This is a genomic window from Aliamphritea spongicola (genome assembly GCF_017051665.1).
In the GTDB taxonomy this organism is placed as follows: Bacteria; Pseudomonadota; Gammaproteobacteria; order Pseudomonadales; family Balneatricaceae; genus Amphritea; species Amphritea spongicola.
On sequence record NZ_JAFIDL010000003.1, the window covers coordinates 753038 to 761277 of the forward strand.

The window sequence follows — 8240 nt, forward strand, 5'->3', positions numbered from 1 at the left end:
GAAATACAGAATTTAGGAGTCAGTAATGACAATCGTTGGACATCTGATTAATGGTGAAGTACGCACCGATGCTGCGCGCACGCAGGACGTTTTTAACCCGGCAACCGGCCTGGCGACCAAGCAGGTTGCACTGGCAGCAAAAGAGACCGTTGAAGAAGCGATTGCAGCTGCACAGGCGGCTTACCCGGCATGGCGTAACACCCCAACCGGCAAGCGCGCACAGGTTATGTACCGTTTTAAGGCTCTGCTGGAACAGCACGCGGATAAAATCTGCGAAATGATCGGAGATGAGCACGGTAAGATCTCTCACGATGCTGCCGGTGAACTGCAGCGCGGTATTGAAAACGTTGAATATGCCTGTGGCATTGCTGAGCTGCTGAAAGGTGAGCACAGCCGTAATGTTGGCCCGGGCATTGATTCCTGGAGCGAGTTCCAGCCGCTGGGTGTGGTTGCCGGTATTACGCCGTTTAACTTCCCTGCAATGGTGCCACTGTGGATGTACCCGATGGCGATTGCCTGCGGTAACACCTTCGTACTGAAGCCATCTGAGCGTGATCCTAGCTCTACTCTGTTCATTGCGCAGCTGCTGCAGGAAGCGGGTCTGCCGGACGGTGTTATGAACGTTGTTAACGGTGATAAAGAAGCGGTTGACGTTCTGCTGTCTGATGAGCGTATTAAGGCGGTAAGCTTTGTGGGTTCTACACCAATCGCTGAATACATTTACAGCACCGCAAATGCTAACGGTAAGCGTTGTCAGGCACTGGGCGGTGCGAAGAACCACGCCATCGTTATGCCGGATGCGGATATGGATAACGCGGTTAACCAACTGCTGGGTGCTGCTTTCGGTTCTTCCGGTGAGCGTTGCATGGCGCTGTCGGTAGCGGTTGCAGTGGGTGATGCTGCGGCAGATGCACTGGTTGCGAAAATGAAGGAAGCGATGAAGCCACTGAAAGTGGGTTCTGCTACTGACAGCAGCAATGACTTTGGTCCGGTGATTACCCGTCAGCACCAGCAGAAAGTAGTTGGTTACATCGACAGTGCTGAGCAGGACGGTGCAACCGTTGTTGTGGATGGCCGTAACCCTCAGGTTGAAGGCTTTGAAGACGGTTTCTTCGTTGGTGCAACCCTGATTGACGGCGTAACCTCTGAAATGACCAGCTACCAGGAAGAAATCTTCGGGCCGGTTCTGCAGGTTGTTCGCGTGGACAGCATGGAAGCCGCTATGCAGCTGATCAACGATCATGAATACGGTAACGGTACTTGTATCTTTACCCGTGACGGTGAAGCAGCACGTTACTTCTCTGACAACATTGAAGTGGGTATGGTGGGCATTAACGTGCCACTGCCAGTGCCTGTTTCTTATCACAGCTTCGGCGGTTGGAAGCGTTCACTGTTTGGTGACCTGCATGCCTACGGTCCGGATGCGGTACGTTTCTACACCAAGCGTAAGACGATCACTCAGCGCTGGCCTTCCAGCGGTGTTCGTGAAGGTGTGTCTTTCTCCTTCCCGAGCTGATTCGCCGAATCACGTGTTCTGTAAGCCTGATCACCGGGCTTACAGACGAGGCGCAAACGGCACAGATGCAGATCTGTGCCGTTTTTTTATGTCCGGAATACGGGATTAATTTTACGTGATCGTTCAGTTAAGTCCTTCCTAAACGGTTTTTGCGTGCTAAAATTCATGGCCTTCAGGATTGCCTGATCCCGTTATTAACTTGTGGAATGTTGTATGTCTGAATTACCTGCCAGTGAAAACGACCAGCCGAAAAAAGCCCGTCGCCGTTCGGTGATTCGTGAAAACCACGAAGCCAGAATTTTACAGGTAGCGGAAGATCTGTTTGCCCGAAACGGCTTTAATGGCACCGCAGTGGACAGCATTGCTGAAGCAGCGGGGATGTCCAAGCAGAACATGCTGTACTACTTTCCTTCCAAGGAGATTCTCTACCGCCGGGTGTTGCAGCAGATTCTGGATCTCTGGGTGGAGAAGATGGTATTGCTGCTGGATCAGGATGGTGGCGAGCCGGCTGAAATTCTGGAGAACTATATTCGCCGCAAGGTGGACATGTCCCGCACCCATCCGAACGGTTCCAAGGTGTTTGCCAACGAGATCATCAATGGTGCGCCTTATTTGCGTGAGTACCTGCAGGAGAATCTGATTGATTCCCTGGAGAAGGATGTTGCGCTGGTCCGTAGCTGGATTGAAGCGGGCAAGATGGACCCAGTGGACCCATATCACCTGTTTTTTGTGATCTGGGCGTCTACTCAGACCTATGCGGATTTCTCCACACAGATCTGCCTGGTGATGAAGAAAGATGAACTGGAAGAGACTGATTATCAGGGTGCCAGTGACTTTATTGCTAATGTCATCCTCAAAGGTGTGGGGCTTCGCTGATATTGCATCAGCCATAAAAGAAGAACAGCGCCGCGGGCGCTGTTTTTGTATCTGCAGGGCGGCTTTGCTGTTAAGTCAGCAGAGTTTCTTCAAAGGGAAATTGCGACAGTACTTCGATGCCGGTTTCTGTCACTAGTATCTGCTCTTCAAGTTTTACCCCCTGGCTGCCGTTTTCCGCGCCCATATAGCTTTCCACACAGAGTGTCATTCCGGGCTTGATGATGCCGTCATAGCCGGCGTCAGGGTAGTCAGCATGGTGATAGAGGTAAGGGTATTCTCCCGTCATGCCAACGCCGTGGGCGGACAGGTAGTAACGGTTTTTATGGTATTTTTCCGGAATGTTCCAGGCTTTGTCTGAATATTCTTTAAAGCTCATTCCCGGTTGAATAATCCCCATGTTGTTCTGTACTTGCTCATAAGCAAGTTTATACAGTGTCTTTTGCTCCTCGGTTGGAGCATCCGGCCCAACATGAAAGGTACGGGAAAAGTCCGAATAATAGCCGTGACAACCGACCACATCGGTGTCCAGTGCAATCAGTTCATTGGCCTGAATTTGCTTGCTGGCGCACTCCTGAAACCATGGATTGGTGCGGGTGCCCGAGTTTAGCAACCGGGTCTCACAGTAGTCGCCGTTATCCGCAACAACGGACTGATGTAACACCGACCAGAGCTGGTTTTCGGTAATGCCGGGGCGGATGGCGTCCCGGAGTTTAGCGACTGCTCTTTCTGTGGCCCGTAACGAGGCGATGACGCATTTCATTTCTTCCGAAGATTTAATGCAGCGAGCCATTTCAATTGGCAACTGAGCATCTACAATTCTGGCACCCAGGTTCGCCATGGCGATTGCTGTGCCGGCGTTCATACGCTCCATGCCGATGGTGACATCCGGGCTGGTAATTTCATGAATGCAGGCCAGCATATCCCGGGCCCATTTCTGTTCACGTTCAGCAATATCAAATCCGGCTGCAACAAAGCTGGCGGTAGAGGAAGCGCGAACTTCATCAATGGTTTCAAAGCCTTCGCCCAGATGTTCACAGCCGGTGAATTCAAACAGGATGTTCCTGGAATCGGTGACCAGTAAGTAGCGTGACGGTGTATTGCGGGAGCAGAATACCTGCATATTGCGGGCACCGCTGGCGTAGCGAATATTGACAGGGTCTGAAATGATCAGCGCGCCAATGCCGTACCTATGCATTTGTTTTCTTACCCGCTGCAGGCGATAGCGGCGTACTGCAGCCAGATCAATACCTGCACTTTCCGGCGCCTGATCAAGTAGCTGCAGGCCGGCCAGGTCAGTTCGTTCGGCGTGCCAGTCAAGCATGGTCATCGGTATTCTCCTTTTAATAACTTATTCTTATTCTGTTGCGATGAGCACTGATGGGCTGGATAAACCGGCAGCGATCGCTGGTATAGTGAGTATAAGAGTTACCTGTATTTGGAACATTAGCTGTCTGGTTATGCATTCAGATAACTTTTAGTTATGGACAGTAAGTGATTGAGTATCTGTTATGAGGGGAATGCCGTGAAAGGATCTGCCAAAAGCTTTCGTCACAGGATGCCTGCACTGCACAGTTTGTTGGTGTTTGAAGCGGCAGCGCGGCATATGAATTTCACGCTGGCGGCAGAGGAGTTACATGTTTCCCAGGCAGCGGTGAGCAAACAGATTAAGTATCTGGAAACATATTTTGGTTTTGCGTTGTTTCACCGTGAGGGCCGTAAAGTGTGTCTTTCTGCTAAAGGTGAACAGTTACATGCCCGGGTGAGTGCGTCACTGAACTATCTGGCCGATGGCGTGGATGAACTGCAGGACAGTGTGGAAGTGGAGAGCATCAGCATTGCGGCCAATTCGGCCGTTTCGCAGTTCTGGCTGAACGGTGTGATCAGCGAGTTTTACCGGGCGCATCCGGAAACGGCTCTGAATGTTCGCCTGATCAGCTCAGACCATACACCAGACTTATTCAGGGATGATATCGATCTGAGCATTGCTTACGATCCCGGACAGCGCATAGGCTGGAACCTGACAGAGCTGTTCGCAGAGGTGTTATTTCCGGTTGCCAGCCCTGAGTATATGGCCAGAAGTATGTGTGAGGTGGGGGAGGTGACTGGCTTGCTCAACTATGAATTGCTGGACTTTGAAAGGCTTGAACCTAACTGGATCAACTGGAAGGTGTGGTTCAGTGCTTTTGACAGACATATTACCGTGAGAAATGCCCGCCGTTTTAGCAATTATATGGTGCTGGTGGATGCTGCGCGACGTGGCCAGGGAGTTGCATTAGGAACGGCACAGCTTATGGATCAGCAACTGGCTGACGGTAGCTTACAGCGGGTTGGTGAGCTGGAGGTGACGTCCGGTCGCAGTTACTGGTTGGGTATCAATGAAAACCGGGCAGGGCAGCCCGGTTTGCAAAGTTTTTACTATTGGTTGCTTGGGCGGGGATCCGCTACATAACCCGATTGGTGCGCATGAAGGTGCATTCTGACTTTGGTCCTGTGTCATCTGCATACAGGGTGACGCCGGATTTCAGACAGATAGACAAGTTCATATGTGAGGCTTCAGTTTCTGCGGGCAGTAAGTGCTCAATCACTGCCTTTTCGTCGAGTAATTCCTGTTCGGTTGTGCGCAGCATATTCCGGCTGTAGTCATTAATATCAAAACCGGGAACGATCTGATAACGGCCATAGTTACAGCGCACCGGAAATGAAAAGAAGATGCCCTTTTCGATGCCGTAGCTGCCATCACTGAGAATGCCCATGCTGACAATCTCCCCCGGCGCAGTGCCCAGTACCCAGTCATGCATCTGATTGACGATGGCTTGAGCGGCAGATGCGGCGCTGGATAAGCCCCGGGCCTGGATGATCTCCCCACCCCTTTGTTGTACCTTGGGAATGAGCTGTTCCCGGTACCAGTCCTGATCAATCTGCTGCAATGCCGGTGTGCCGTGAATCGTAGCGTGGTGCAGATCCGGGTATTGGGTAGGGGAATGGTTTCCCCAGATAATAATGTTGTGGATATCCCGTGATGACGCACCGGTCTGGCTGGCCAGAATGCCCTTGGCACGGTTGTGATCCAGCCGTGTCAGGCAGGTGAACTGTGAAGGGCTTAAATCCGGAGCATTGCGGCTGGCGATCAGTGCGTTGGTATTGGCCGGATTACCGGTAATCAGTACTTTTACATCCCGGCTGGCAAATTTATTCAAGGCTTTACCCTGGCGGGCAAAGATTTCGGCATTAACTTCCAGCAGGTCGCTTCGTTCCATGCCTGGTCCTCTGGGGCGTGCGCCAACCAACAGGGCGTAGTGGCAACCTTTGAAACCTTCTTCAACCGTATCGTGCAGGGTGACAGTATGGAGTAATGGGTAGGCACAGTCTTCCAGTTCCATAGCGACCCCCCGTAAGGCGCCAATGGCTTCCGGAATTTCAATCAGTTGCAGAATGACAGGCTGGTCTTTACCCATCATTTCGCCGGCAGCAATTTTGAATAATAAGCTATAAGCGATGGCACCGGCTGCGCCTGTCACCGCAATACGAACTGGCCTTCTCATTGTGTCACCTCTGACTGTTCTGTGGGGAAAGTAAATTCAGCCTACAACTTTTGTATGAAGCTAAGAAGACAGTGACGGAGAGTTGTATTTCCGCGATGTGGGAGTGGTTAGCAGGTGTCAGGGAAGATTTTTACAGAAGAATTCGAAGCTTTCTGTTTGTAAATAACTGTTTTTAAAAGATAGTGCGACTCTTAAAGTTGACTTAAAAGTCAGCTTTAAGATGTGTTCTACATTGTTTCATTTTTTGCATAATGAAATCGTTACTTTATTCAGAACAGAGTTCTGATTCAGCGAGAACACCTGCTTCAGAATTTTTTAACCAGTACCACGCCAGCGGCAATCAGGAGTACGCCGAGTATTCTGGGCAGGGTTATTTCCTGTTGGATGTACCCGGCGGCTCCGAAATGATCCAGCAACACTGACATCACAATTTGCCCTGCAATGATCAGTGCCAGGAGGGTTGTTGCACCCAGTTTTGGCGCAAAGAAAGCCATGCAGGTTACAAAAAACGCGCCCATTAAACCGCCGGTCCAGGCGATTGCCGGGGCTTCTTTGAGCTGAATAATGCCTGGCCATGGCAGACGCATCATCAAGAATATACTCAGCAAGGCCAGGGTGCCGACAACGAAAGACAGTCCGGATGCCCAGATAGCATGACCGCTGGCTTTTGCCAGCTGAGAGTTGATGCCGGCCTGCAGGGGCAGCATTGCGCCGGCCATGAATACCAGAAAAATACTTAACCAGACCATAGGGTTATCCTGTTGAAAGAAATGCGGGCGTCATTATAGACCTTCCGTCAGGAAGTTAAATTCTGTCGGTTTCAGATCGTGGCGGTTATCGGGCTGATAATACTTTTGTGGCTGTATTGGTCCCGGTGGGCGGAGGGTTTATGATCATCGAAATGCAATATATGAGGGATGGATATGACAGCTGTGTCGGAGCTTAGCCTTGCCCAAGCGCGTAAACTTGTTCTGCTGGCGCAGGGCGTGCAGAAACCCCGCAGTAAGGGCGTGAAAGAGACTCTGGAGGCTGTTACTCGGCTGGGGTATGTGCAGATCGATTCCATCTCGGTGGTGCAGCGTGCGCATCATCACACGTTGTGGAACCGGGTAGCCGGTTACCATCCGGACCATCTTGATGCTCTGGTTGCGAAGAAGCAGGTGTTTGAATACTGGTCCCATGCGGCGGCGTATTTGCCGATGCGAGATTACCGGTTCAGTTTGCCCCGAAAGCAGGCGATCGCCGGGGGAGATAAACACTGGTTTAACCGGGATGATCATAGTCGTCTGATGCAGGAGATCAGAGCAAGAATCACTGCTGAGGGGGCGTTAATGGCCCGGGATTTCGAGCAACCCCGTAAAGGCACAGTGGGCTGGTGGGACTGGAAACCTGCTAAGCGGGCGTTGGAGCAGTTGTTCATGGAAGGTGAGCTGATGGCTGTGGAGCGGCGTGGCTTTCAGAAGGTTTATGATTTGGCAGAGCGGGCATTGCCTGACGGAATAGATACGTCTGTACCTGATGAGCGGGAGTATCTGGAATACTTGATCAGGCGTTTTCTTAACGCTAATGCTTTGGCAAAACCTGAGCAGTGCATTTATCTGTTGAAAGAGATGCAGAAGCCGCTGAAGCAGGTAGTTGCTGACATGCTTGAAGAGGGGGCCCTGATTAGCGTGCAGGTTGGTGGTGAATCTTATCTGACGCTCGCAGGCATTGAGGAACGCATGCAGCAGCGCTTGCCTAATGGCCGGATACGAATCTTATCGCCTTTTGATAATTTGCTGATCCAGCGTAAGCGGATGCAGAGCCTGTTCGGTTTTGAGTATCAGCTTGAGTGCTATGTACCTGAGCCTAAGCGTCAGTATGGCTATTTCGTGTTACCGATTCTGTTTGGTAGTCGCTTCATTGGTCGAATGGATGTGAAAGCTGAGCGTAAGACGGGTGAGCTGGTCATTAAGCATTTGCATTTTGAGCAGCCATTATCTGAGAAAATATTAGTGGCATTGCGTACTGAACTTCAGGCGTTCTGTGAGTTCAACCGGATGCAGCAGCTGCGCATTGACCGGATCAGCTTTTCCGGCAAAGCCTCTGGTGATGAGAAACAGGTACGTGATTATCTGTCAGGCTGAGAATTGCTGGCTGACAAATAGCAGTTTCAACTGGCTTTTTAAGCAAGAATTGCAGTGTCTAGTCCTGATATAGGTTGACACTTATTTCATACAAACGCCCGATGCACCTCATCGGGCGTTTTATATTCCAGTGACAAGTGAGGGCGCCGCTGGTTATACATCCTGACCGACTCATCAACC

At 51.1% G+C, this 8240-nt stretch carries 8 protein-coding genes; 4 read left to right on the top strand and 4 right to left on the bottom strand.

Going from position 1 to position 8240, the window contains the following annotated elements:
- Window positions 1-25 precede the first annotated feature (25 nt).
- On the top strand, window positions 26-1516 hold the full coding sequence (locus JYB63_RS13385; RefSeq protein ID WP_205658346.1) for a CoA-acylating methylmalonate-semialdehyde dehydrogenase: 1491 nt from the start codon (window positions 26-28) through the stop codon (window positions 1514-1516).
- 213 nt (window positions 1517-1729) lie between these two features.
- On the top strand, window positions 1730-2392 hold the full coding sequence (locus JYB63_RS13390) for a TetR/AcrR family transcriptional regulator (protein ID WP_205658347.1): 663 nt from the start codon (window positions 1730-1732) through the stop codon (window positions 2390-2392).
- A 70-nt stretch (window positions 2393-2462) separates the two neighbouring features.
- Here JYB63_RS13390 and JYB63_RS13395 read toward each other — a convergent pair whose 3' ends face one another.
- Window positions 2463-3719 carry a M24 family metallopeptidase gene (locus tag JYB63_RS13395; protein ID WP_205658348.1) on the bottom strand — a complete coding sequence of 419 codons (1257 nt, stop codon included), beginning with the start codon at window positions 3717-3719 and terminating at the stop codon, window positions 2463-2465.
- A 195-nt stretch (window positions 3720-3914) separates the two neighbouring features.
- Here JYB63_RS13395 and JYB63_RS13400 point away from each other — a divergent pair, with 195 nt between their 5' ends.
- Complete coding sequence (locus tag JYB63_RS13400) at window positions 3915-4841, top strand: LysR substrate-binding domain-containing protein (RefSeq protein WP_336510886.1); 927 nt, start codon at window positions 3915-3917, stop codon at window positions 4839-4841.
- On the opposite strand, the gene JYB63_RS13405 is transcribed toward JYB63_RS13400, so the two are convergent.
- Window positions 4834-5934: a malate dehydrogenase gene (locus JYB63_RS13405; RefSeq protein WP_205658349.1), complete on the bottom strand. Its 1101-nt coding sequence runs from the start codon at window positions 5932-5934 to the stop codon at window positions 4834-4836. The two genes, JYB63_RS13400 and JYB63_RS13405, sit on opposite strands and share 8 nt — an antisense overlap.
- Window positions 5935-6239: 305 nt before the next feature.
- The gene (locus JYB63_RS13410) at window positions 6240-6683 is read right to left on the bottom strand and encodes a DMT family transporter (RefSeq protein WP_205658350.1); all 444 of its coding nucleotides are present in this window, start codon (window positions 6681-6683) and stop codon (window positions 6240-6242) included.
- Between the two features lie 174 nt (window positions 6684-6857).
- On the opposite strand from JYB63_RS13410, the gene JYB63_RS13415 reads away from it, so the two are divergent.
- On the top strand, window positions 6858-8060 hold the full coding sequence (locus tag JYB63_RS13415; RefSeq protein WP_205658351.1) for a winged helix-turn-helix domain-containing protein: 1203 nt from the start codon (window positions 6858-6860) through the stop codon (window positions 8058-8060).
- A gap of 86 nt (window positions 8061-8146) precedes the next feature.
- On the opposite strand, the gene JYB63_RS13420 is transcribed toward JYB63_RS13415, so the two are convergent.
- A partial coding sequence (locus JYB63_RS13420; RefSeq protein WP_205658405.1) for an integrase core domain-containing protein occupies window positions 8147-8240 on the bottom strand: 94 nt, incomplete at its 5' end.